Genomic DNA, 22393 nt, shown 5'->3' with positions numbered 1-22393 from the left:
TCGACGTCGGCCTTCGCGGCGCAGCCGCTCACTTCGCCTATGAATAGTCCACTGGACTATTCATTTAACGGCTCAGCAGCCAAGCCTACGGTCTTACAACATCCACCAAGACCCCAGCTACTAGTTGCGCATGATACATGACGCAGCTTTGAGATGGGAGCGGAAAATAAAAAAACCCGACCAGATGGTCGGGTTTGAAGCTTGATGCTTGCGATCAACGAGTCTCGCGGTGCACGGTCTGCTTGCCGCAGCGCGGGCAGAACTTCTTGAGCTCGAGACGATCAGGCGTGTTACGACGGTTCTTCGTCGTAATGTAGTTGCGCTCCTTGCACTCGGTGCAGGCCAGCGTGATGCCCGGACGGATGTCGGCGCTCTTAGCCATTCTCATTCACCTCTGTGTTCTTAGGTCTAATGGACGCGCCCACTTGTAACAGCGGGCGCAATTTGTAGCGAGGAAGAGGCTCGAACTCTTGACCTTACGATTATGAGTCGTACGCTCTAGCCAGCTGAGCTACCCCGCCAGAGAGCCCCGAGTGAGAATTGGACTCACGACCTCTTCCTTACCAAGGAAGTGCTCTACCACTGAGCTATCGGGGCGTGGCGGATAGTGGATTCGAACCACTGAAGCACGAAGCGGCTGATTTACAGTCAGCTCCCTTTGACCGCTTGGGAAATCCGCCAGTCTGTTTCCCGTCTTGGCCAGGCCGTTTGGCTTGACCTCGTCAGGCAACTTGGCTATTAAAGCAAGAATCTGCGACCAATGCAAATCGACCTTGCGCAAAGGCCCTCAAACCGTTGCAACGAAGCCGTTCTATCGGCGTGTCGTTTTTGCGGTTCGAGGGCCTTCAACAGGGTGCTTCAGTAGCGCACGGCGTCGGCGAACACCGACCCCGCCGTCCGCTTCGGCGTGTCGTCCGGGCGCGAGTCAGACGTCGAACGTCGGGCACCGGGCACCGGGCACCGGCAAAGATCAGAAGCCGGCGGCCTTGAGCTGGGCGCACACGTCGATCACCAGATCGTTGGCCTCCGCCTCGCCGATGGAGATGCGGATGCCCTCGCCGGAGAACACGCGCGTGGACAGGCCGGCGGCCAGGAAGCGCGAGGCGGCCGCGTCGGTGCGTTCGCCCAGCGGCAGCCAGAAGAAGTTGGCGTACGGTTCGGGGAACTCCCAGCCCTGGTCCTTCAGCGCGGCCACCACGCGGTTGCGTTCGGAGACGATGGACTTGACACGGTCGGTCAGCTCGTCGTAGGCGTCCAGGCTGGCGAGCGCGGCGGTCTGGGCCACATCGGTCACGCCGAACGGCAGGGCCACCTTGCGCATGCCCTCGATCACGTCCTCCGGGGCCACGGCGTATCCGATGCGCAGGCCGGCCAGACCGTAAGCCTTGGAGAAGGTGTGGGCCACCACCACGTTCGGGTACTCGCGGAACAGGTCCATGGCCACGGACGTGTCGGGATCGGTGTTGAACTGGAAGTAGGCCTCGTCGAACAGGACCAACACGTCGGAGGGCACGGCCTCCATGAGGCGGCGGGCGTCCGCGTCGGACACGGAGGTGGAGGTGGGGTTGTTCGGGTTGTTGACGATCACCAGCCGGGTCTTCTCGTTGATCGCGTTGATCAGGCCGTCGATGTCATGCGAGCCGTCCGGCAGGTTGGACACCTGCACGCTCGTGGCGCCGGCACCGGTCACGATGATCGGGTACGCCTCGAAGCTGCGCCACGGGTAGACCACTTCGTCGCCGGGGCCCGCCACGAGCTGGACGAGCATGGTGATGACCTCGGTGGAGCCGCAGCCGAGCACGATGTTCTCCGGCTTGACGCCGATCTCGCCGGCCAGACGCTCCACCACGGCCCAGCCGCGCATGTCCGGGTAGCGGTTGAGGTGCGGCAGCGCGTGATTCTCGATGGCCTCGACCACGCTGGGCAGCGGATCGAAGGCGTTCTCATTACTGGAGATCTTGAAGGAGCGCTGGCCTTCGACCTTGGGGGCGGGCTTGCCTTGCTTGTAGGCGGGGATGGAATCGATGATACTGCGATGTTTGAAACTCATGGCCTCATCCTATACCGTTTTCCGTTTTTCTTATAGACGGCTCTCAAAGCCCGGAATGACGCGGTTTTGAGGGGTTCTTGGCCGCTTGCGAGCCACGGCGGGCACTGGCATGCTGAAGCCATGACCTCAGATCTCGTGCACCACGGACAATCCTTCGACGACCAGCCGCTCGGCTTCGGTACGCTCTCCATCCACCTCGGCAACGGGGTCGACGCCGAAACCGGCGCGATCCGCCGCCCCATCACGCTCGCCAACGCCTACGCGCTGCCCTACGACCCATCCGACATCAACTGGTCCAGCTCGGACGTGAACCTCTACACCCGCAACGGCCACCCGAACCAGCGTTATCTGGAAGAGAAGCTGGCCCGTCTCGAAGGCGCCGAGGACGCGGTGGTGCTCGCTTCCGGCGTGGCGGCCCTCGCGGCCACGTTCACCACGTTCCTGAACCGCGGCGACCACGCGATCTTCTCGGACACCACCTACATCGCGGCCTACCGTCTGCTCAACCAGATCCTGCCGGAGAAGTACGGCATCGAGACCTCCATCGTGGACACCTCCGATCCGGAGAACGTGCGCGCGGCCCTACGCCCCAACACCAAGCTCGTGCATATCGAGACACCGGCGAACCCCACGCTCAAGGTTTCGGACATCCACGCCATCGCGGGCATCGCGCATGAGGCGAATCCGGACATCCTCGTCTCCGTGGACAACACCTTCAACTCGCCGTACAACGTGCGTCCGCTCGACCTGGGCGCGGACATCGTCATCGAATCGCTCACCAAGTACATCAACGGCCATGGCGACGCGCTCGGCGGCGTGATCGCCACCACCAAGGCGCGCACGAACGAGATCCGTTTCACCGCGCAGGTGAACTTCGGCGGCATCATCTCGCCGTTCAACGCCTGGCTCATCAACCGCGGCTCGGTGACGCTTCCCCTGCGCATCCGTCAGCACAACGCCTCCGCACAGGCCATCGCCGAGCATCTGGAGCGGATTCCGTCCGTGCGGTTCGTCTCGTACCCCGGTTTGGAGTCGCATCCGCACCACGACGTGGCCGTCTCGCAGCTGGCCCGCCCGGATTCCGGCTTCGGCGGCGTGCTGGCGTTCGGTCTGGACACCGACCATGACGGGCACAACCGGTTCGTTTCCAAGCTCAACGTGATCACGTCCGCCGTGTCCCTGGGCCATGATGAGAGCCTCATCGTGTTCCTCGGCGAGGACGACGAACGCCAGTACCTGTACCCGCCGGAGTTCCATCGCGGCTTCTTCCGCCTGGCCGTGGGTCTCGAGGATACAAACGACCTGATCCGCGACATCGACCACGCGCTGGTTGAGGCCGGGTTCGAGGTGTGATTTTCTTTGGCTCTGTTAAACCAAAATTGACATAAATCCATGTCTGACTACCCCTCAGACGGCTTCGCCGCCAGCTCCCCTGACAAGGGGAGCCAAGAATAAGGGCCATGTCAATCTTGGTTTAACAGAGCCTTTTCTTTTCTGGCTCCCCTCGCTGAGGGGAGTTTGCGATGTCTCCGCTACTCCCCTCAGTCGTCTACGACGACAGCTCCCCTCAGCGAGGGGAGCCAGAAAACGTCTACTGCCGCTACTTCAGGAAAGCCTTGAGCTTCCGCGACAGGTCTGCCACCGGGGCGGTGGTGCCGTGGAAGGCGGCGGCTGTGGCGTTGCGGGCCGCAAGCAGTATGAAATCGGCCTGTTCGGGGCATTGCTCGGCGAGGATGCGGGCGATATCCATATCTGTCTGGTTCGGACTGGGCTTGAAGATTGACCGCAACTCGGTCCCACGCTTTAGGCCCGGCTTGAAGCCCGAATCCGGCTCCGGCTCCGAACCGGGCTTGCGACGGAACCTCAACCGGGACTTCGCGTTGGCCCGCGCGGTCAGTTGCACCTCACGCCATGTCATGCGCCAGGCCTTGGCGGCCAGATCGTCGTATTCCGATGTCTTCCCCTGATCCGCCACCTGTCCGGACGGTTCCGCGGCGGCCCCGCGCGCTTCGGCCCGCGCGATGGCCGCGAACACCCGGCGTCGGCGCATCCAACGCCACAGCCTCGGTACACCCCAGCACAGGCCGGTCAGCACCATCACGGCAAGCAAGCCCAGCAGCACACGGGCCCACATCGGCCATGCGGCGAAGTCCGGGATGCGCCACGCCATCCACCCGTCACCACTGCTGGAGGCGCCGGCATCGGCCTTCGCGTCCTGCGATTTGGCGTCGTCGGACGAATCAGACTTGTCGGACTGATCGGCGGTGTCACCGGACGCATCGATCGATTCGTCGCCGGACTGGTCCTGCGTGGTCGTGTCGGACGTATTGTCACCGGAATCGCCGGTGGTGGCGGACGAATCGCCGGTATCGGATGAATCGGCGTCGGACGCGGCGGATCCGTTCTCGGTGGTGGCGGGCGTCACGTCGAACGGCACCCAGCCCACGCCGTCGAGGTAGGCCTCGGTCCAGGCGTGCAGCTGCTTGGACTGCACGGTGAAGTAGCCGTTTTTCTCCCGTTCGCCCACGCCGGCGTTGTAGCCGAGCACGATGCGCGTGGGCACGCCGAGCGCGCGGCCGAGCACGGCGAGCGCGGAGGCATAATGCTGGCAATAACCCGCATGCCCGTTTTCCGGGTCGAGGAAATCGTCGAGCACGTCGAGGTTGTCGCGTCCGTCACCATCGGGGGCGTCGAGCGAATAGGTGAACTTGTTGTTCGGGTTGGTGAAGTAGTCCACCAGCCAGCGCATGGCGCGCACCTGGTCGTCGTAGCTGGAGCCCTTGATGGGCACGCCCGCGGCCTGCGCCTGGTCGATGACGGCCTGGACGTTGTCGGGCAGCTTCTTGGGCAGCGAGGTGTACCGGTTTTTATGGGCGCGTTTGTCGCTGGCCTCCACGTACCGCCGCATGCGCTCGGCGTACGGGACGGTTTCGGAGATGCTGCCGTTGACCGTGGTGTAGGCGGACAGGTTCATGCCGGAGTCCTGCAGGATGGCGAAGGCGCGTCCGGCCCACATGCCCTCGCCATAGAACGAGGAGATGGCTTCGTCGTCATCGGAATTCAGATTGTCCTGTGTTTCGGACGCCGAATCGTCCAGCGGGGCCACGATCGCCACGTTGCCGCCCAAGCCGAATCCGAGCACGTACCCGTCCCTGCCAAGACCGAGCTGGTTCACGACGGTCTCGTTGAACACCACGTTGGAGGGTATGGCCGCGGATGTGCCATCGGCGAATGTCAGGTTCTCGCCCCGGAAGCTGCCGGATCCGAGCCGCCATCCGTTCGCTCCCGTCACGCTGCCATCGGCGTTGAGCGTGGCCTTGATGAGGAGGAAATCGCCCATCGAGTCGCTTCTGATCTCCGCGAGACCGGTTCCCACCAGGTCGCGGCGGGCCTGATACCAGGCTGCCCGGTTTTCGTCGCTGACTTCCGAACCGCCCAGCAGGTCGTCCTGCGCACTGGTGATCAGGGACAGCTGGCTGAACCCGGACGATGAGGTGATGGGGGTGATCGCATTGCCGTCCACGTCGTATTCGAGGTCCGATGACGTGCCGTTGCTGCGGTTGTACACCGTGCCGTCCTGGTAGAGGAGCCAGTCGCTGCCCGGGCCGTTCTCCATGTACGTGACGTTGCCGGGCACGGGCAGGAAGCGCGATTTGAGGGTGTCGATGCGGATGTTGGCGCTGACCATGAACTGTTCGAGTGTGTTCGAGTTGGTGGTGGCCACGTCGTAGCCGGTGTAGCCGAGGGCGGACATATAGGCGCCAAGCGGGTTCATGATCATGCGGTCGTAACTGGAGAGTTCGTCCTCGCTGTTGCGGCCGAGTTGGATGCCGGAGCCGTAGAGGCCCGCGTCGAGGGCGAATTCGCGGTCGTAGCCCCAGGTGTCGCCGTCGAAGTTGTCGAGCGTGGTCAGACGCAGGTAGAGGCGCTTGTAGGCCCGGTAGGTCAGGACCGTGGTGTCCGAGCCGGCGGCGATGTTGCGTTTGAGGTCGATCATCGGGTTGACGGTGTTCGAGGTGAACATGCCGCCGCCCTCCCCGATGGACAGGGGCACGCGGTACGCCAATGCGGCGGCCGGGCCTGTCAGGGGCAGGGTGATGGCGACGGCGAGCACGGCCGCGAGGAGCGGGGTGGCGGTGAGGGCGATCGCCGGGGTGCCGCCGTTGGCACGACCTCCCGCAAGGCCACGAGTGACCGGTCCGGCACCGGTGCCGAGACGGTTTGGCCTCGATTGTTTCGTCTGCTGTTCCGCAGTGGTCGCACCGTTCAACCGCAGTACGGGATGCAAGCGCCGCGGATGGGCGGCGGCAAGCGCGAACGGCAGGGCGGCCACGGTCAGTCCGATGGCCCACAGGGGCGCGAGATGGCCCACCAGCGCGTAGTCGGCGGCGAGCGCGGCCACCGGCAGCGCGACCATCACGGGGATCAGCGGCCGGAAGGCGAGGATGAGCCGGATGGCGACGGCGAGTGCGGCCACCACCAGGATGAGGAACAGGTCGCTGTATGCGGAGACCTTGAGCGGCGGCAGCTGGAGGTTGAGCTGGTCGAATCCGGCCTCGACCATGGTGGTGAAGACCCGCCATCGGGATGCGAAGCCGGTGACGAGGCCGGATGCGGCGCTCTGCTGCGCGGCCTGTGAGACCTCCTCTTCGGCGATGCGTTCAAGCGCGTCGGCGGCGAGGACACGGAAGCGCACGACGGCCAGTATCGCCGTGGCGACGAGCGTGAGCACCGTGTACGCCGCGAATCGCAGCACCGGATGCGTGGTGGCGCGCGGGGCCGGAGCGGAGACCGGTTCGACTGTCGGTTTTGCCGCGGACGCTCCGCGGGACCGATCGGACCGGGCTTTTCTGCCACGCGGCTTTCGTTGCGAGCCGCTCAGGCAATCGCCCACGGCGTTGGCCGCGGAAATCTCCAGCGCGGCCACGCCCAGCAACGCGCCAGCAAACCACATCCACGCGCCGTCGGGGGCGATGAGGCCGGAAAGACCTTTCAGTGCCACACCGAAGAACGCCAGCAGCGCCAATGCGCCCGTGATGCCGGGCAGCAGACGTTGCGTCAGGCGCGGCGACCGTACGCCGCCGTCCGCTGGCGCCAAGTCCGCTTCCCACCGAGCACCGTCGGCACCAGTCCGGATTCGGCGCCCCACGCCGGAGGGCTCCTGGATGACGATGCGCTGGTACGTCGGCTCCGCGGCCGGCTTCTGGACGGCCGGGGCAAGCACCGTCAGACGGTCGGCTATCGGAGTGCGACGCAATGCCGCGGCGAGTTCCTGACCGTCCGCGGCGTCGCAGACCATCACACGCACGGGTCCCTGACCGCTCATGGCCGTCCGTGCGATGGCGGCCGCGCGCATGGACGCCGACGGCAGCATGCCGGGATCCGGCTCTTTCTCGCGTCCTGTCCGATGCTTTCCGCTTTCCGGTGCAGCCGACGCTGCCGCGTCTGTCGAAGCGACCGAGACAACCGATGCGGCATCCGGCTGCACGGCGGCAAGGAACCGCTCGACGCCGTCAAGCCCTTCGAAGGTCTGTACGCCGTCGGTGACGATCAGCCGCTCCGCCCGGCCGGCGTTCTGCGAGGCGCGGGCCCACGGCAGCAGCGCGGCGACTTCGGCGTCGAGCCGTTCGCCCGTGACGTCGCCCGTGTTGAGCACCAGCAGGGCGGTGGTCCGCACGTCCCGGCTGGATTCGCGGGTCATGAGCTCGCCCCGGTGGGCGGTGTGACGCCAGGAGATGAGTTTGAGCGGGTCGCCCGGCGCATAGGCGCGCACGCCACCGGAATGTTCGGATTGGCTGGAACCCACATGCCGCTTGTCCACCGCGGACGTGCCGGAAGCGCCCTGCTCGTCCGTGGTCGGCAGCACCAGCGTCTGCCCGTCGTCGGGCACGACCTTGCGGGCCGCGATCAGTCCCAGCGGCGACTTCCACCGCACCACGGTGCTCACGGTGACGTACCAGCCGCGTCGCTCGGGCAACTCCCCCGTCACGCGCGCCACGGTGCTGCCGTGACTGTCACGCTGTTCGATCTGCCGGGTGAGTTTGGGGTCCCCGATGGCGATCACTCCGAGCCACTGCAGTATCACTGCTGCCAGCGCGCATACGAACACCACCGCGAGCGCGATGGTCACGTCCATCAGCGTGCGTTCATCCAGCAGCAGTCCGCCGAAGCAGCAGCCGCACGCCGCGGCGAGCAGCACCAGGCCTCCCCACGTGGGTCGGATCAGACCGTGCCGGATCATGCGCCGCATACCATGCGAACGTATGCGTCGACGGCCTTCCGAACTGGTCCCACCGCCGGCCGGCGCATTCTTCGGGGCCGCTGCCCCACGCTGCTTCCTGTGGAGCGCCATGGTCACGCCCGTGGCACAGGAGTGGCGGACACGATGTCGGCGATGATGCCACGCGCACGGTCGAGTGAGGACGCGCCGAAGCCGGCGTCGTCCAAAACCAGTCGATGGGCGAGCACGGGCACCGCCAACGATTGCACGTCGTCCGGCAGCACGAAGTCGCGGCCGTTGATGAACGCGCGGGCGCGGGCCATGGCTGCCAGGTGCAGGCTGGCGCGCGGCGAGGCGCCGTAACGGATGCCTTCGCGCGCGCGGGTGGCTCGGATGATGGCGACCAGGTAATCGGCCACGGGTCCGGCGAGCGTGACCCCGCGTACGGTGGCGCGGATGGCGACGGTTTCGGGACCGGTGCACACCCGGCGCACGCGGTCGAGCGGTCGCGACCAGTCCGCGGAGGTGAGCATGGCGGCTTCGGCCTGCGCGGACGGGTAGCCGAAGCTGGCGCAGGACATGAAGCGGTCGAGCTGGGCTTCGGGCAGCGGGTAGGTGCCCTCGAGTTCGATGGGGTTCTGGGTGGCGATGACGAAGTACGGGTCCGGCAGCGCGTGGGTGACGCCGTCCACGCTGATCTGGCTTTCGTTCATGGCCTCCAGCATGGCGGACTGGGTTTTGGGGTTCGCGCGGTTGATCTCGTCCGCGATGACGATGTTGGCGAACAGCGGGCCCGGATGGAATTCGAAGTCGCGCGTGTCCTGCGAGTAGATGCTCACGCCGGTCAGGTCGCTGGGCAGGAGGTCCGGGGTGAACTGGATGCGATGCGATTCGCCGTCGATGGCACGACCCATGGCGCGGGCGAGCGTGGTCTTGCCGACGCCCGGCACGTCCTCGAGCAGCAGGTGGCCGCCGGCCGCGAACGTGGTGACGACGAGATCGATGACCTCACGCGAACAGGACAGCGATTGTTCGAGGGTGTCGGCGAGATCGGCGAGCGTGGACGGGTGGGCGATGGCGGGTGCGGTGGGCGCGTCGAGCATGACAGCCTCTTTCATAGCGACTTCAATCCGCTATCCAGTGTACGTGCGGCGCGCCGGCCCGCTCAAATACGCCGAGCGCTGAGCCCGCCATGCACGGCGTGCATGACAGGGGCGCATCTGCGACCGTCCTCATCGCGTTGCCTCTCAGCCTGTTTCGCGACCGACTCCCCGTCTGTTCTGGCCATGACGGCATACGAAAGGACCCCGGCCGCTGTGACCGGGGTCCTGCAAAGCGTGATGCGCGTTGCTCAGCCGAGGATGGCCAGCACGTCGCGGGCGCCGATGATGAGGTAATCCTCACCCTCGTAGTGCACCTCGGTGCCGCCGTACTTGGAGTACAGCACCTTGTCGCCGACCTTGACGTCCATCGGGATGCGCTCGCCCTTGTCGTCGCGGCGGCCCGGGCCAACGGCCAGGACTTCGCCCTGCTGCGGCTTCTCCTTGGCGTTGTCCGGGATGTACAGACCGGACGCGGTCTGGGTCTGGGCCTCGGCCTGCTTGACGATGATCTTGTCTTCCAACGGTGTGAGCTTAATCGACACTGTGGGTCACCTCGTATCTGCTTGTAGTTCAGTTCGATAATGCCGCGCCAGAACGCCTCAAGAGGCTGACGATCACTTGCGTTGTCCCTTTGCGCTAGGACACATGGTAGCGCGATTGTTAGCACTCTGCCAACTTGAGTGCTAACGCTGTGAGAGAAAAGTCGGAGATATGCGACGGCTCCCCTCGGTGAGGGGAGCCGTCGAACGAAGTGGGACTGAGGGGAGCACTGCGGATGAGCCGTCGCTCCTCTCAGTCAGCTACACTGCCAGCTCCTCTCAGTGAGGGGAGCCAAAAAGGTCAGTTGCCGCGACGGGCGAGGATGGAGTCGAGACCAACGCTCAGCGATTCGCTGGTGGCGTCCGGAGCCTCCACTTCGGCGCGCTGCTCGGACTCGTGGAACGCGGCCTGCTTGGCGGCCTCCTCGGCCTCCTTGGCTCGCACGTCCTCGGCGTCCTTGGCGGCTTGGGCCTCGCTGGCGGCCTTCGCGTCATCGGCGGCCTTGACCACCTTGGCCTCGTCCATAAGCTGCTCGGCGGTCTCCGGACCCACCGGTTCGGCCTTGGACACCTGCTTGGTGGACTTGATCTCGCGGCTTTCCGGCTCCTGGGGCGCATTGCCCTCGTTGCGGGCCTCGCCGAGCGAGAAGGAGATGAGATCCTGGGAGGCGGTGGCCATGTCGAACACGTCCAGCGCGCGGGCGGGGCGCACGGAAGCCAGTTCTGAGGTGGCGTCGTCCGCGACCTCGTCGCGCTCGTCACGCATGGTGAGCGACGGCTCCACGTCCTGCTTGGCCTCGACCGAGGACTCACCGGCGGCGGTCGCATCGCCGGACTGCGCGGACGCATCGGCCTGGACGGCACCGGACTCGCTGGCAACGTTTGCATCAGCGGCCGCCGAAGCCTCGGCCTCAGCCTGCGCGGCGGCACGGGCCGCGGCACGCAGCGCCTTGGCCCTGGCCTGCTCGATTTCGGCGTCATGCAGGGCGCGGCGAATCTGACGCTGCTCCATCACCTCGGTGGCGGCCTCCTCACGGGCGGCGTCACCGGACGCGAGTTGCGCGGACCGGGCACCGGCCGCAACGGCCGCGGCCTTGGCGGCCTCCACAGCCTGGGCCTTCGCCGCCTTGGCGGCCTTGAGCTTACGGGCGCGGGCACGCTCCGCCCGCTGCGCCTTGACCTCCCAACGGCGGGCCTGACGCGCGGCACGGGCCCCCAAACCCAGCACCACGGCGAGCAACGCCAGCGGAATCAGCGTGAACAGGGTGCTGAAATGCAACGCGAGCGCCAGCACAAAGACCAGCACGGACACGGCGGCCAAAGCCCCGGCGAGCAGCTGGCGACGGCGAATGGCCGCGCGCCGCAGCTCGCGAACGCGGGCGATATGCTCAGGTGTCAGCCTCGCTGACGGTGATGATGCCGGCACTGGTGCCCCTTTCGCCTGATGCGGCTTGACGTCGCCGAACCGCGTCCCGCTCTCAGCCTCGACGATGTGGAGGGAGGGCGAGTAACGATCCTGCCGATGTTCGGTCGCGCGTTTCATGCCGTTGGCCGTGCGTACGGGCAGCCAAACGACGATGATGATCGCCACTATCACCAGCACGACAACAGTGCTTAGTGACTCGTAACCCATAGAGTCAAGAATAGGAGACCCGCCGACGAACTTGGTGTTGCCGTCTCGGGCGTGTCGGGGGGATATGGCGTAATCACGGGCCGCGGCCGCGTTAATGCAGTCCGTTCGCGGCGAGTCGGGCCGCGAACCCCGAGCCGATGTCCTCGGCCAACAGCGAGAAGGTGACGTGGTCGCGCCACTTGCCGTTGACGTACATGTACCGTTCGCGCAGCCCCTCATGATGGGCGCCGACCTTGCGCACCACGGCCAGCGAGCGCGCGTTCTCCGGCAGAATCGCGATTTCCAGACGGTGCAGGGCCGGGCCGAACGGGTCGCCGAGCGCCCAGTCGGCCAGCATGGCGAGGGCCATGGGCGCGAACCCGCGGCCGGCGTACGCCTGATCGACCCAGTAGCCCACCACGCCGGTGCGCATGGCACCGTACGCGATGGCCCCGATCGAGATCTGGCCCACGATCCGCATCTGGTATTCGATGACGAACTGGGCGCCCGTGCCGTGCTGCTCGTTGCGGCGTTGGCGCTGGATCCACTGGTTGAAGGTGATGGCGGCGCCGTGCATCGGATCCCCGGACTCCCAGGGGGCCAGCCAGTCGTTGTTGCGCCAGCGCACCTCGTCCCACAGTTCCTCATCGTCCATGGTCAGCGGACGCAGCACGATGGGGAAACCGGGGTGGCTCAGGCGCGGCATGCGGATCTGATGATCCGGTTTGAACGCCTCTTTGATCGACTGGAAAACTGACACGGCCCCTAATTCTAGCGATTCGCGCGGGGTTCGCCGGTCCGGCCCACGATATGGTCGCCGCCCTCCACACCGCCGGCGGTGCTAGGTTGTGCGGTATGAACGGTTCTTCCAATGTTTCTAAGGATGAGTTGAGGCATCGGGCGCTGGCCCGGCGCAAGCTGACGACGGCCGAGGAGCGGTCAGCCGCGGGCGAGGATCTGGCCCGACGGTTCCCCGCCGAGCTGCTGCGGACGGTCGCAGGGACGGACGGCGAGGCGCGGGACGACGCGGCACGGGGGGTGACGGTGGCCGCGTACGTGTCGATGGGTTCAGAGATGGAGACGCGGCCGCTGCTGGCCATGCTGCTCGCGGAGGGATGCCGGGTGCTGGTGCCGCGATTGGGTTCCGGACGCGAGATCGGCTGGAGCGTACTGGACAGCCTGGATGCGCTGGAGACCGTGAACCAGCCGGGGCACCTGCGCCCGGACGAGCCGGAGGGACAGGTGCTGCCGCCCGAGGCGCTCGCCGAATGCGATCTGGTGATCGCTCCGGCGATGGGCGTGGATCCGCGTGGCTACCGTCTGGGCCGTGGCGCCGGCTGGTACGACCGGGCGCTCGCCGCCCGCCGCGCCGGATGCCCGTTGGTCGCCGTGTGTTGGCCGTGGGAGGTGCTGGACGACGATCTGCCTGCCGAATCCCATGACGTGCCGGCCGATGCGGTGCTTACTTCGGCGGGATTCCGGGCTCTTCGTGAGGTCTGATATTCCACGGGCGAAGTGTCAGGGCAATGACTAGGATATGAACGGTTGCCTGGCATGGCTGCGCGTCATGCACGAAGAGCAGAAACAGTTTGTACTTTGTTGGAGGAATCCGTTGCCTACCTATCATTACCGCTGCAAGAACTGCGGCTACGATTTCACCGAACAGCAGTCGTTCAACGACGACCCGATCACCGTGTGCCCCAAGTGCGCCCAGGAGCAGGTGCGCAAGGTCTACTCCGCCGTGCCGATCGAGTTCAAGGGCCACGGCTTCTACCGCACGGACAAGTCCTCGAAGTAGTCGTTCGATAGCGACCCCTTGGGGAGAGACGTTTTCGGAGCTTCCCTCGGGCCGCTTCACGGCCCCTCCGAGAGGGTGCCGATACGGGACCGATGTGGATAACTCGCCAAGCTGTATCCACATAGCCCGGTTCGGGTTGCGGCTTGTGAAATTCCAAGGTCACCATGGTGCTCATGGTGACCTTTTCCATATTTCAAGCACCCGCACGCGGCTCGTTGAAGCGCCGTCGTGCGTTGTCCTATGCCCGGCGGCTGGCCGCGGCCCTGTGCGCCGGTCTGGCCGTGCTGTTCGGCTTGCAGGCCGTGCTCGCCACCATCGAGACCTCGCCGGTGGTGGTGGCCGTCAATCCGATTCGGCGGGGAGCGACGATTGGCGCCGAGGACGTGCAGGCTGTGGCGATGCCGGCCGGCGCGTTGGGGCCGTCCATGGTCGAGGAGACGGCGGACGTGGTGGGCGGCATCGCGCAGATCGACATCGCGGCCGGGGACGCGATCACCGTGCATATGGCCCGGAACGCCCCGTTGGCCCCCACCGGAACCACGGTGATCGCAGTGCGATTGGCCAGCAGTCCCGATGAGCTGCTGCCGGGCGATGAGGTCAGTCTGGTGTCCGCCGTGGGGTGTGACGGGACAGATTGCATGCTGGCGGAGAATGCGCTGGTGATGGGTGTGAAGGGGCGCGGGGCGGGCGGCGATGACGGTGACGACAGCGGTGGTTCGAGTTCGCTTGCATCCGTATATGGGGATGATGCGAAGACGGTGTCCTGCGCGATGAAGCCGGAGGACGCCGCCAAGGTGATGGAGTTGCAGGAAGCCGGTGCGGTCATTGCGGTGATGCGGTAGGTGAGCGGAATCGGCCTGCGACCGATGCTGTTTTAGCCCGCGGGCTTTGCCCGCTCCGCTGCTCTCCCCCAGTCATCTTCGCTGACAGCCCCCCTCGCCAGAGGGGGCCAAGGGTTATATCAACTTTCTCGGCTCCCCTTGTCAGGGGAGCTGGCGGCGAAGCCGACTGAGGGGTAGTCCCGAGGGATTACTGACGTTCGTTGAATACGGCCCAATGAGGCGGCAGCTCGCCGAGGATGCGACGGTCGTCGTCGGCCTGGCGTTGCTGGGCGGTCTGCATGTCCGAGGGCTCGAGCTTGACGCCGTCGGCGTCGAAGCTCTCCGTGCCCTTCATCACCACGCGCTTGTGCTTGCGCGGCGTGCGGCGCGTGGCCGAGTACTCAGCCATGGCTACTTGACCTCGCCGTAGATCTCGCTGATGCGCGCCATGATGCGGTCCACTTCCTTATCCGGGTTGACGAACGCGGCCACGCTCCACACGGTCATCACGTTCCAGCCCAGGGAGATCAGATCCTGCGCGGACAGGCGGTGACGGCGGCGCGTGGACTGCACGGACATGAAGTTCGCATCGTCGGTTTGCACGGCGAGGGCGAACGGCTTGTCCTTGACGCCCACGACCAGCGGGATCCTGATGCCCTTGTCGAAGCCGTATTCGAGCGCGGTCTCAAGGCCACGGGCGCGCAGTCGGTCGGCGATGTCCGCGAAGAGCATGTTCTCGGTGGCCGCGTTCTTGACCGGCAGCACCGGACGGCCGTCGAGTTGGCCCGCCCAGGTGAGCATGGTCTTGAGGAACTTCGGGCCGGGCTGGTGCAGGCGCTCGTCCTCCATCTCCTCGGGGCCGAACGCGGAGACGATGTCCAGATCATGGTCGGCCAGCGCCAGCGCGTCGAGCAGCATGCCGCGGCCGCCTTCGGATTCGAGCACGCCGAACTGCTGCAGCAGACGGCCATGCACGGTCTTGGCGTAGCACAGCGAGATGATCACGTCGGTGGCCTGGCTGCCGGCCACATCGCGCAGGTTCACCAGACGCACGTGACGCAGGAACCGGTTCATCGCCTCGGACTTGGAGGCCAGCGACTTGAGCTCCGCGCCGAGACGGGTGCGGAAGGCGTCGGTCAGAACCACCACGGCCAGACGATAGCTGGCGGGCACCACGGTGAAGCGGCCGGCTCGTTCGGTGATGATGCGCACCACCTCGTCGATCTCCTGCTGGCTGGATTCCACCAGTCCGGTGGACATGACGGGCACGCCGTTGGCCTCCACACGGTGGAAATGCACTTCACCCGCGGCCGGTTCGGTGGTCACGTCGTAGCGGACGGAACCATAGCCCTCGGATTCCAGGAAGGCGGCCAGACGCGGCGGCCTGCGGGAGGGTTCGGACTCCACCTCGACGCGCGGCAGCATGTCGATGAGCTGGCGCACGGATTCGGATGTGGTGGTGGCGCAGTGCGCGATGATCACCACTTGGCGCACGCGGGCCAGCACGGACAGCAGTTCGATGGACGGCATGTGCGCGCAGGCATCCAGAATCGCCACGTCCGCAAGGCCTTCGGGCTCGGTGAGCGCGGCCAGCGTGCCCGGCGAGGCCACCAGAATCGGCTTGGCGGCGGCCAGGATCTCCGGGTGGTTGCGGCGGATGCGGCTCAGCTGCACGTTGGCGCGCCCGGCGAGCGCGGTGTGCAGCTGGTTGGCCTCCTGCGTGCGGGAGAAGAGCATGTCGCACAGGCGTCGCATGGACTCCTGCGCCACCATCGGGCCCACGGAGCGCACGTGCTCCACGTCCACCTGGGCGAAGCGGTCGGAGGCGGTCTGCAGCACGGAGCCATCCTGGTTGGAGATGATGGCGGAGGAACGCACGATGTCCTCGAACACCGTGGTCCACCAGGCCAGCTGCACCTCGCCGCGGATCTGCTCCACGGTGGCATGGCGGGCGGTCAGGTCGGCCACCAGCTCGTTCAGGCCGGCGGCGGCGAAGTCCTGTTCGAGGCAGCAGCGCTCGGGCAGGGTGTCGAGGGCCTTGCGGTCGTCAAGCAGGGCCTTCAGGCGGGCCTCGACCTTGGTGAAGTCGTCGGTCTCCAGGTTGCCGCCGGAGGGCGTGGTGGCCAGGACGGCGTCGAGCGCCGTCATGTTGGTCATCAGCGCCTCCTGGGTGGAGATGATCTCATCCAGCTTGGTGGGCAGCACCGGCCAGCCGCCGTGGGGCACGAACTCGTGCCACTGCTCGCCTTGCTTGGCCACCACCTTGAGCGCCTCGTGCAGGTCCTCGACCTGGGCACCCACACGCAGCAGGCCCTTGGCCTCCTTGATGTGGCGGCGACGCTCCCAGAAGCCCATGGACGTGCCCTCGGCCTTGCGCACGGCCTTGGGTTTGGTGGCCTCGATCATGGCATCGATGTCCCGTTCGAAGATCTCGGGCTGGAACACGTCGAGCACTCGCCTGAGGTTCTTGAGCACGGTGACCTGCTTGCCCCACTCGTAGCTGCTCACAGGCACGGGGAAGCCGCAGGTCTGCACGGTGCGGGCCACCTGGTCGCGCGTGGCGGGCAGGAACTTGCGCAGCAGGTCGTCCACGCGCTGGTAGGCGGTCACGGCATCCTGCTCGGTGGTCAGGGAGGCACGATACCAGGCCGTGTCTTCGGGGCCGATGGAGAATTCGCCGAGCTCGCCGGCACGCTCCAGCTTGCCGATCCACGATTCCATGTTCTCGCCCACGGTCAGGGCGCTCTGTTCCTTCAGGCGCACGTGGGTGGCCGGGTGCGTGGGCAGCACGGAGATGCGGGCCAGGTTCTGGATGGTCTCGTAGGCGGAGACCTTCCACTTCTCGTTCACGCCGTGCAGGTCGCCCAGATAACGGGTCAGACGGGAGCGCACGCCCACGAGCTCGTCGGCCAGCTGGTCGAAGCGCTGCGTGGCGACGCCCGGCTGGAAGCCCACGGCGGCGATGAGTTGCTGGTCGATGGCCGTGTTCGCGTGCTCGTCCGCCACGTCCAGCAGCTGGGCCTTCATCTCGTTGGCGGCGGCCACCTGCATGAAGCGGCGGCGCTGTTCGGCGACTCCCGGCACGTACAACACGGAGCGGCCGTTCATCAGGCAACGGGATGCGATGGCCACGGCGGTTTCCGCGGTGCCCTTGGAGAAGGCACCGTCCACGACCACACTATGGCCGGAGGCCGCCAGGGATGCGGCGTATCGCACGGTGTTGTCGGCGTCGCCCACCTCGTATTCGGTGTGCGGGTCGGCGTCGAACGGGCTGTACTGCGGCAGGTCCACGGCCTTGAGCGTGGCCTGGGCGCTTTCGCTGCCGGCCAATGCGTCAAGCAGCGTGTTGCCGGTGGGGCCGGCCTTGAGCTGGTCGATGGTGCGACGGGCCTCGCTGACCATCAGCGAGGACGGGTCCATCAGGCAGCCGAGCAGGATCTGGCGTTCGATGCTGAAGTCCGCGATGCGATCGTCCGCCTCGGTGGCAATGCGGGAGAACATGGCGGAGGTCTCCGGGGTGCCGGAGTCGTAGTTGGAGCCGTCGAACAGGGCGTCCTCGTCCAGGAACACGCCCTGCTCACGCAGCGCGTTCACGAATGCGTTGTTGAGGCCCACGCGGCCGGAGAAGCGGATGGAGGGCACGCCGTCCTTGGGCACGGTGACGTCCACCGGATAAAGCAGCACGGGCAGCGCGTTGCCCTTCCACGTGGCCACACCCACCACCAGGGACAGTTCGGCCACGCCGGAGACGCGGCGCTTGGCGGACTGGTCGTCCAGCACGCGGGCCACATGGCGTTCGGCGGCCTTGAGCACGCCGGAATCACGGAACAGCGAGTCCAGCATCACATGGCCGGAGGCGAACAGCTGGGCCACGCCGGAGGGATGGGCGTGGGTCATGTCCAGTTTGGCGGTCAGCTGGCTCACGTCCTCCAGCGGGGAAGGCGCCAGCATGCCGCGGTACTGGTCGCGCCAGCGGCGGATACGGTTGAGTCCGGCCTCGATGGCGCGCTGCTGGGCCTGCGACTGGAGGGTCGGGACCGGCTGCGCGGGCGACTGGGCCGTGTTCTGCTCGGCCGCCTCGCCCTGGCCGTTCTGGCCGTCAATCGACGGGTTTTCGTTCGTCTGGTTCTGAGTCATCCTCGGGCTCACTTTCCAACCGCTTCGCGGTATTCCTGATAGCCCTTGTTGTGTGCCAGGGCCTCATCGATGTCAGCCTCGCCTCGCGCGGCGAGCCATGCGTACATGTCGTCATACAGATACGGGTTCATGGCCAGGAACGCCAGCAGCTCCGGGTGACGGGCGATCTCGAACTGCATCGAGAAATCCTGCGTGCGCTTGGCGTCGTCCGAGGTCAGTCCATCGACCTCGATCACTTCCTCCTGGGCCTTGAGTTCGCCCTTGGCCACACGGTCGAACACCGAACCGGGCTCGAAGGCGGGCGAGTAGACACCGGTGGCGTCCGGGTCGTCGTTGCCGACGATGCCGGCGGCGGCGTTTTGCTGCGTCGAAGCAGCGGCATCGGCGGACGGCTGCTGCGCGCCTTCGTTGGATGCGCCGGACACGGTGCCGGAAGACTGATGCTGATCCGCCGGGTTCGTCATCGCGGAGGGATCGGACGTGACGATCGGTCCGGCGGAATCGTTTCGCGCGTCGCCGGCGGCGGGCTGCTGGCTTCCGGACGGTGATTGGGACTGCCGGCCGCCCTGTTCCGGCTGGGTCACGGCGTTCGCGGCGTTGCCGGCGTTCGTCTCGACGTTCGCGACGGACGGGCGGGTCACGGCGTGGGCGATGGCGTCCACCGGCACCACATCCGGCACCGACGTGCGGATCACCGGACGCGCGGACTGCGGCACCACGCGGGTCTGCTCATCGCGGGAAGCCTCCACCGCACCGGCGACGGGCGTACCCGCGGACGGGCCGGACTGGCCGGGCTCACCGGCACGATCGGATTGACCGGCGTCGGAGGCGCTGGCGCCGGGCACTTCGAAGTCGTCGCCATGCTCCGGCTCGGACTGCTGGGAGAGCGCGTCGGCGAACAGGTCGCGCGGCTTGGCGGGTTCCTCCGGCTTGGTGGCGAGCTGCGGGATGCTGAGGCTGTCCAGGATCATCGCGTCCTCGCGGACCTTGCGCTTGACCATGTCCGCGCTGAACATGGCGGTGGGCTCGCCGGCGCGCAGATCGAGGATGTCGTCCACGGACATGTCCGCGGCGTCCGGTTCCTGCGGGGCCTCCCCCACGGCGTAACCGAACAGGTCAGGGACTTGCGGGTGCTCGTCGGTATCGTCCGACTCCTCGATGCGGATGAAGTCGGCCGGCACATCGCCGAACTGCATGCGCATCGGCGAAGTGGGCAGCAGGAAGTCGGCGTTGGCGGGCAGGCGCAGCAGGTCGCCGTTGTCCCGGACCACGTAGGAGCCGTTGGTGGAGCCGAGGTCGCGCACATAGCCGGCGCCGTTCTCACGCACGCCGAACAGCGCGTGGCGCTTGGACATGGATTTGGTCTGATCGACGATGTCGATGCGCGTGTTGCCGTCATCGGCAAGGGGACGCAGCGGCTTGCGGCCTATCTCCACGCTTTCGCCTGGTTTGACGCTGGCCTGGTCAGCACCATTGATTCGCACCGTCCATTCACTCACCGTGACTGCCTCCCTCAACACACTACTGGCCATACTACGTGCCATTGTGTCATTACTTCACGATTTTCGGCGTATTTGCCGTGGCTTTGGCACAGGACGTACGCCTGACGGTTCCGCCGCTTTCCGCGATGGGGCGCACGACTCCGGAATGCGGAAAACCCCGCAGCCTGCATGCAGGTGCGGGGTTCCCCAAAAAGCTGTGTGAGTTGCGGCTTATGCCGCGCAAATCACTTGAGCTCGACGGAAGCGCCAGCCTCTTCCAGCTGAGCCTTGGCCTTCTCGGCGTCTTCCTTCTTGGCCTTCTCCAGGACGGCCTTCGGAGCGCCGTCGACGAGAGCCTTGGCCTCGGCCAGGCCGAGGTTGGTGATGGCGCGGACGGCCTTGATGACCTGGATCTTCTTGTCGCCAACGGCGGAGAGGATGACGTCGAACTCGTCCTTCTCCTCCTCAGCGGCGGCAGCGGCCGGAGCGGCAGCGGCAACAGCGGCGACCGGGGCAGCAGCCTCGACGTCGAACTTCTCCTCGAAGGCCTTCACGAACTCGGAGAGCTCGACCAGGGTCATCTCGCCGAAGGCTTCCAGCAGCTCATCGTTGGTGTACTTAGCCATTATGGCTTCCTTTCAAATCTTGGCAGTGGACGAAGTGGAGATCCACCGCCTAAATAAACCTTGTTTATTGAATTATCGAAGCATCTGATTCAAGCCGCGAAGGCGAAAATCAGGCAGCCTTCTCCTGCTTTTCGCGCAGGGCGTCGATCGTACGCACGGCCTTGGTCGGCAGAGCGTTGAACAGGTACGCGGCCTTGGCCATCGTAGCCTTGACGTCGCCGGCGAACTCGGCGAGCAGCTGCGGGCGGGACTTGAGGTCCGCCAGCTTCTTGGCACCCTCGGCATCGTAGACGGTGCCGTCAGCGGCAGCACCCTTGATGACGAGAGCCTTGTTGTCCTTGGCGAAGTCACGGATGACCTTCGCAGCCTCAATGAAGTCGCCCTTCACGAAGGTGATGGCGGTCGGGCCAGCGAGAATCTCATCGAGACCCTCGATACCCGCTTCCTTGGCGGCGATGCGAGCCAGCGTGTTCTTAGCCACAGTGTAGGAAGTATCGCGGCCTAGCTTTTCGCGCAGATCGGAGATCTGCGGAACGGTAAGCCCGCGGTACTCGGTCAGGTAGACAGCGTCAGCGTTACGGAACTGCTCCGTAAGCTGGGCGACCACCACTTCCTTTTCGGGCCTCTTCATGGCGTTCCTTCCTTAGTCGGCCGTTGACTTTTGTCCGGAAACGTCTGGCAGGGCAATAAAAAAGCCCTGCGCACAGGCAGAGCAACATAATCTCGCAAGCGCTAACTTGCTGGCCCTTGACGGGCTTATATCTCTCAACCTGCGCTGGCCTGGCGAACCAAACTTCGGAAATACGCTCACGCGCACTTCAACCAACGGTCTGTGGTTTACGAGTGGATAGATTATGATGTGGCGGCGACAACGCGGAATTCGGGCGTGTCGCGGGTGGATTGGGCGTCAGGCGGTTTGGGCGGCGCTCCCCTCAGTCAGCTTCGCCGACAGCTTCCCTCGGGGAGGGGAGCCTGCGTCTCATTTTCCGGTTCCTCTCCTTGAGAGGAGCCGTCGCCGACGATGACTGAGGGGCGCACCGCCTCAGAAAGGCACCGTTACAGCGTGGCGGCGTACTGGGCCACCGATGCGGTGACTTCCTTGAGATAGTCGAGCGAGCGGCGCCAGTGGCCGGGTACCTCGATGGAGTGGTTGGCGTCCGGGTACTCGTGCACGTGCGGGGTCAGGGCGTTGGCGCGGATGCGGTCGTAGAACGGGTCGGCGGTGCCGGCGCACACCAGCGGTGCCGGACCCGGATAACGCGAGCCGGCCGCATGCGAGCTGCCGGAATGCTCGGAACGGATCACCTCGGCCGCGACCTCGACGGACGGGGCCTCGGGCTCGCCCACGATGTCGTCGCCCACGGCGGGCACCGGAATCACGCGCGCGGACGGATCGAAGTCGGCGTGGTGCAGCACCGGCGTGAGCAGTACGAACGGCAGGCCGTAGTGCGAGGCCACATGCGGGTAGGTCATGGTGGTCAGGGACTTGCCGATGAGCAGGAGCCGCTGGGACTTGGCGGGCGATGCGGAACCGGCGGAGGACGACGCTCCCGTCGCCATGCCGGAATCGCCGGCAGACCCGCTGCCGGACGTCACACCGGAATCACCGGAAGCAAGGGCTGTGTTCACGCTCTGGGCGGCATCATCCTTCGCATCCTTGCCCGCTGACTTGCCACGCACGGACCTGACCCATCCATCGATGGCCTCGTTGAGCACAGGAATCACGGTGGACAGGTCGTCCGAGGCGTTGCGCACGTTCATGCGGTCGATGCGCCAGCCGGCCTCGGCCAAGGACTGCGCCGCCCAGTAGAGCAGAGGGCGATCGCAGTTGTAGCCGGTGCCCGGCATGAGCAGCACGCGGCCGTGCTCCTGGCCCGGTTTGACGACGTTCTTCCTCCACGACGTGATACTCACTTCGACCGCTGGCTTCATCTGCTCTCCCCTATCGCGCACTCGAACGCGCCTCTACGCCTTTTTGCCCGTCATTCATTCTTCGGCACCGGCAG

General features: G+C 66.0%; 17 protein-coding genes and 3 tRNA genes. 4 read left to right on the top strand and 16 right to left on the bottom strand.

Features of this window, described 5'->3' with window-relative positions:
• Positions 1–214 precede the first annotated feature (214 nt).
• The 5 genes from rpmG to JS536_RS01760 all read right to left on the bottom strand — a co-directional run bounded on the left by rpmG (position 215) and on the right by JS536_RS01760 (position 2050).
• On the bottom strand, positions 215–382 hold the full coding sequence (gene rpmG, locus JS536_RS01780) for a 50S ribosomal protein L33 (RefSeq protein WP_007053013.1): 168 nt from the start codon (positions 380–382) through the stop codon (positions 215–217).
• A gap of 65 nt (positions 383–447) precedes the next feature.
• Positions 448–521, bottom strand: a tRNA-Met gene (locus JS536_RS01775).
• A gap of 4 nt (positions 522–525) precedes the next feature.
• Positions 526–597: transfer RNA gene (locus tag JS536_RS01770), tRNA-Thr, on the bottom strand.
• Position 598: 1 nt separating this feature from the next.
• Positions 599–680 (bottom strand) — tRNA-Tyr (locus tag JS536_RS01765).
• A 290-nt stretch (positions 681–970) separates the two neighbouring features.
• Complete coding sequence (locus tag JS536_RS01760; RefSeq protein ID WP_214305076.1) at positions 971–2050, bottom strand: histidinol-phosphate transaminase; 1080 nt, start codon at positions 2048–2050, stop codon at positions 971–973.
• A 120-nt stretch (positions 2051–2170) separates the two neighbouring features.
• On the opposite strand from JS536_RS01760, the gene JS536_RS01755 reads away from it, so the two are divergent.
• On the top strand, positions 2171–3403 hold the full coding sequence (locus JS536_RS01755; RefSeq protein WP_214355549.1) for an aminotransferase class I/II-fold pyridoxal phosphate-dependent enzyme: 1233 nt from the start codon (positions 2171–2173) through the stop codon (positions 3401–3403).
• A 247-nt stretch (positions 3404–3650) separates the two neighbouring features.
• On the opposite strand, the gene JS536_RS01750 is transcribed toward JS536_RS01755, so the two are convergent.
• The 5 genes from JS536_RS01750 to JS536_RS01730 all read right to left on the bottom strand — a co-directional run bounded on the left by JS536_RS01750 (position 3651) and on the right by JS536_RS01730 (position 12230).
• Positions 3651–8291 carry a transglutaminaseTgpA domain-containing protein gene (locus JS536_RS01750; protein ID WP_214355548.1) on the bottom strand — a complete coding sequence of 1547 codons (4641 nt, stop codon included), beginning with the start codon at positions 8289–8291 and terminating at the stop codon, positions 3651–3653.
• Between the two features lie 113 nt (positions 8292–8404).
• Entirely contained in the window at positions 8405–9388 is a 984-nt protein-coding gene (locus JS536_RS01745) for a MoxR family ATPase (RefSeq protein WP_240544201.1), read from the bottom strand.
• A 233-nt stretch (positions 9389–9621) separates the two neighbouring features.
• Positions 9622–9915, bottom strand: coding sequence for a co-chaperone GroES (groES, locus tag JS536_RS01740; protein ID WP_033890546.1), 294 nt, complete (start codon positions 9913–9915; stop codon positions 9622–9624).
• 298 nt (positions 9916–10213) lie between these two features.
• The gene (locus JS536_RS01735) at positions 10214–11545 is read right to left on the bottom strand and encodes a magnesium transporter (RefSeq protein WP_214355547.1); all 1332 of its coding nucleotides are present in this window, start codon (positions 11543–11545) and stop codon (positions 10214–10216) included.
• 91 nt (positions 11546–11636) lie between these two features.
• Complete coding sequence (locus tag JS536_RS01730) at positions 11637–12230, bottom strand: GNAT family protein (protein WP_109057881.1); 594 nt, start codon at positions 12228–12230, stop codon at positions 11637–11639.
• A 149-nt stretch (positions 12231–12379) separates the two neighbouring features.
• Here JS536_RS01730 and JS536_RS01725 point away from each other — a divergent pair, with 149 nt between their 5' ends.
• The 3 genes from JS536_RS01725 to JS536_RS01715 all read left to right on the top strand — a co-directional run bounded on the left by JS536_RS01725 (position 12380) and on the right by JS536_RS01715 (position 14164).
• On the top strand, positions 12380–13024 hold the full coding sequence (locus JS536_RS01725) for a 5-formyltetrahydrofolate cyclo-ligase (RefSeq protein ID WP_240544200.1): 645 nt from the start codon (positions 12380–12382) through the stop codon (positions 13022–13024).
• A 112-nt stretch (positions 13025–13136) separates the two neighbouring features.
• On the top strand, positions 13137–13322 hold the full coding sequence (locus JS536_RS01720; RefSeq protein ID WP_109057865.1) for an FmdB family zinc ribbon protein: 186 nt from the start codon (positions 13137–13139) through the stop codon (positions 13320–13322).
• 173 nt (positions 13323–13495) lie between these two features.
• Positions 13496–14164, top strand: coding sequence for an SAF domain-containing protein (locus JS536_RS01715; RefSeq protein WP_214355545.1), 669 nt, complete (start codon positions 13496–13498; stop codon positions 14162–14164).
• A 187-nt stretch (positions 14165–14351) separates the two neighbouring features.
• Here JS536_RS01715 and JS536_RS01710 read toward each other — a convergent pair whose 3' ends face one another.
• From JS536_RS01710 to JS536_RS01685, 6 genes are all read right to left on the bottom strand, one after another.
• Positions 14352–14552 (bottom strand): hypothetical protein, encoded by a 201-nt coding sequence (locus JS536_RS01710; RefSeq protein WP_214355544.1) that lies wholly within the window; start codon positions 14550–14552, stop codon positions 14352–14354.
• Between the two features lie 2 nt (positions 14553–14554).
• Positions 14555–18280 carry a helicase gene (locus JS536_RS01705; RefSeq protein ID WP_214355543.1) on the bottom strand — a complete coding sequence of 1242 codons (3726 nt, stop codon included), beginning with the start codon at positions 18278–18280 and terminating at the stop codon, positions 14555–14557.
• Between the two features lie 8 nt (positions 18281–18288).
• A complete protein-coding gene (locus JS536_RS01700) occupies positions 18289–19779 on the bottom strand; it encodes an FHA domain-containing protein (RefSeq protein ID WP_214355542.1) in 1491 nt (496 codons plus the stop codon).
• A 227-nt stretch (positions 19780–20006) separates the two neighbouring features.
• The gene (rplL, locus tag JS536_RS01695; protein WP_109057862.1) at positions 20007–20387 is read right to left on the bottom strand and encodes a 50S ribosomal protein L7/L12; all 381 of its coding nucleotides are present in this window, start codon (positions 20385–20387) and stop codon (positions 20007–20009) included.
• 109 nt (positions 20388–20496) lie between these two features.
• Positions 20497–21018: a 50S ribosomal protein L10 gene (rplJ, locus tag JS536_RS01690; RefSeq protein WP_109057861.1), complete on the bottom strand. Its 522-nt coding sequence runs from the start codon at positions 21016–21018 to the stop codon at positions 20497–20499.
• A gap of 425 nt (positions 21019–21443) precedes the next feature.
• Complete coding sequence (locus JS536_RS01685) at positions 21444–22319, bottom strand: hypothetical protein (RefSeq protein ID WP_214355541.1); 876 nt, start codon at positions 22317–22319, stop codon at positions 21444–21446.
• Between the last annotated feature and the right edge of the window lie 74 nt (positions 22320–22393).

This window comes from Bifidobacterium sp. SO4 (assembly GCF_018555355.1).
Taxonomy (GTDB): Bacteria; Actinomycetota; Actinomycetes; order Actinomycetales; family Bifidobacteriaceae; genus Bifidobacterium; species Bifidobacterium miconisargentati.
This window is presented reverse-complemented; position numbering and strand designations above follow the sequence as displayed.

Bases quoted from the DNA above. Each gene is read 5' to 3' on its own strand.
- rpmG (WP_007053013.1), bottom strand. From the start codon at position 382: ATGGCTAAGAGCGCCGACATCCGTCCGGGCATCACGCTGGCCTGCACC.
- JS536_RS01760 (WP_214305076.1), bottom strand. From the start codon at position 2,050: ATGAGTTTCAAACATCGCAGTATCATCGATTCCATCCCCGCCTACAAG.
- JS536_RS01755 (WP_214355549.1), top strand. From the start codon at position 2,171: ATGACCTCAGATCTCGTGCACCACGGACAATCCTTCGACGACCAGCCG.
- JS536_RS01750 (WP_214355548.1), bottom strand. From the start codon at position 8,291: ATGATCCGGCACGGTCTGATCCGACCCACGTGGGGAGGCCTGGTGCTG.
- JS536_RS01745 (WP_240544201.1), bottom strand. From the start codon at position 9,388: ATGAAAGAGGCTGTCATGCTCGACGCGCCCACCGCACCCGCCATCGCC.
- JS536_RS01735 (WP_214355547.1), bottom strand. From the start codon at position 11,545: ATGGGTTACGAGTCACTAAGCACTGTTGTCGTGCTGGTGATAGTGGCG.
- JS536_RS01730 (WP_109057881.1), bottom strand. From the start codon at position 12,230: ATGCCGCGCCTGAGCCACCCCGGTTTCCCCATCGTGCTGCGTCCGCTG.
- JS536_RS01725 (WP_240544200.1), top strand. From the start codon at position 12,380: ATGAACGGTTCTTCCAATGTTTCTAAGGATGAGTTGAGGCATCGGGCG.
- JS536_RS01715 (WP_214355545.1), top strand. From the start codon at position 13,496: ATGGTGACCTTTTCCATATTTCAAGCACCCGCACGCGGCTCGTTGAAG.
- JS536_RS01710 (WP_214355544.1), bottom strand. From the start codon at position 14,552: ATGGCTGAGTACTCGGCCACGCGCCGCACGCCGCGCAAGCACAAGCGC.
- JS536_RS01705 (WP_214355543.1), bottom strand. From the start codon at position 18,280: ATGACTCAGAACCAGACGAACGAAAACCCGTCGATTGACGGCCAGAAC.
- rplL (WP_109057862.1), bottom strand. From the start codon at position 20,387: ATGGCTAAGTACACCAACGATGAGCTGCTGGAAGCCTTCGGCGAGATG.
- rplJ (WP_109057861.1), bottom strand. From the start codon at position 21,018: ATGAAGAGGCCCGAAAAGGAAGTGGTGGTCGCCCAGCTTACGGAGCAG.
- JS536_RS01685 (WP_214355541.1), bottom strand. From the start codon at position 22,319: ATGAAGCCAGCGGTCGAAGTGAGTATCACGTCGTGGAGGAAGAACGTC.